We start from the raw sequence: 1,744 nt of genomic DNA, 5'->3' as shown, positions 1-1,744 counted from the left end.
AAGCTGTATATTCAGGTTTGAAAAAATCTAATGAAATAGCTTTCTTTTCAGTAATGGACATAACTGTTTAACTCCTCAATAACTATTAATTCATCTTTAAGAAGTCTTTATTTTCATTTGTTAGGCTCTATTAAAGAACACTGCTGGGTAGGCCACGGAAAGCGAGCGCCTTAAGCGGAATTCAACAGGCTGCATTAATAAAGTTATTTATCAAAGGATTCAATAAATCAAAATAAAAGCTGATTGTTGATAGGATAATCTCTTGCTTATGTGTTTTTTATACTAGCTTTCTCCGTTACCTAAAAACAGCTCACTAAAAATATCTAATGAGTTGATTTCTTGCTTCAATAAGCGATTCGCAATTTGCCTAATAACAGATTCATCTCGGAGTTCGCTTGGGTGATTATTTGAAATTTCATCAAGTGTGACCCATCTTGCATCAATAATCTCATCCTCTTGGAGCTCTAGAGCACCTCCGATAATTTCACCAGTAAAATGAAATAGGATGACTTGATTATTTGTACTGCTAATAAAGTTATATACTCCGGTTGTGCCAGTGAGACGAACTTGATAACCAGTTTCTTCTTTTACTTCCCTGCAGGCAGCATCAAGAATGGTTTCCATATATTCAATTCGGCCTGATGGAAAATTCCACTTGTTATACGCACTAGGCTTCTTTTCCTTTATCATTAATACTTTATTTTCTTTGAGAATCGATACACTCACAACTAAAACGATAAAATTATCAGTCATTGATTTTCTCCGTATCTTTTCATAATGAACCTCTAATCTACAAGTCTCTTTCCAAGATGATTTTTGGTTTTCCCATTTCGTCTGTATAAGTACCAATAATATCGAAACTGCTTTAAATTTTTAAGATTATCATGCTGCGCCACTTATTCTTTGTTTTTGTTTAAACAATCTTAAATCCATTTTCTTTTTAAATATGAATGCTGTTTTTCCATTAACATTGAAGCAAAGCAATTCCTTTTCTCACTTCAAACTGTAAAACGATTATTGATCTAATTCAAAATGACTTTCTTCCAATCTAACAATTTTAATATCATCATCTAAATCTTGAATTTTCTTAGCCAAGCTTTCCACACCGAAAATTTCTGTGTATGTATGACTTCCGACCAAAAGGTTTATTCCTGCGAATTGAGCGTACTGAATTGTATAAAGGGTCGCTTCACCCGTTATATATGTATCACAGCCCTCATCAAGTGCAGTTTTAAGATGGTTTGTAGCATGTCCTGCCCCTGTCAGTACGCCAACCCTTTTTATCTCTTTGTCATTATTTCTCCATGCTCTAATTGGCTCACTTAATTCATTGCACATTTTGTCAACGAGAACATCGAAACCCACAGCCACCTTAAACTCACCTATTCCTGGAGTTTCACCTCCATCTGTAAAAATTGAAGGCTTTAATAATTTATCAATGCCTAATTTGTTCATTAGAGAAGTGCTTGTACCGAAATCTATATAATCTAATGGACCGTGGATCCAAAAATGGCTCATATTATACTCAGTAAGCTTTTTTATACATTCCTCTTTTAGTCCATAAATAAAATCCCAGGCATCATGATGCGTTAACAAGAGATCAACATTATTTTCCGCGGCCTTTTCAATGATTTCAATCGATAAGTTAGTAGAATATCCAATAACCTTGATCGAATTATTCAACCTATTTGTAAAGCCAAAATCATCATCAAATACTTCCAAAAGATCATGGTGAAATAGTTTT

The 1,744-nt window shown here is 33.9% G+C and carries 2 protein-coding genes; both read right to left on the bottom strand.

Annotated features, from left to right (window positions below):
• Positions 1-282: 282 nt before the first annotated feature.
• Positions 283-753 (bottom strand): NUDIX hydrolase, encoded by a 471-nt coding sequence (locus WB217_RS10750; RefSeq protein ID WP_423993226.1) that lies wholly within the window; start codon positions 751-753, stop codon positions 283-285.
• Between the two features lie 261 nt (positions 754-1,014).
• Positions 1,015-1,744: Nif3-like dinuclear metal center hexameric protein (locus WB217_RS10745; RefSeq protein WP_423993225.1), on the bottom strand; the 730-nt coding region annotated here is incomplete at its 5' end.

The sequence above is a fragment of the Mesobacillus sp. genome (assembly GCF_049588175.1).
GTDB lineage: Bacteria > Bacillota > Bacilli > Bacillales > Cytobacillaceae > Mesobacillus.
This window is presented reverse-complemented; position numbering and strand designations above follow the sequence as displayed.

Bases quoted from the DNA above. Each gene is read 5' to 3' on its own strand.
- WB217_RS10750 (WP_423993226.1), bottom strand. From the start codon at position 753: ATGACTGATAATTTTATCGTTTTAGTTGTGAGTGTATCGATTCTCAAA.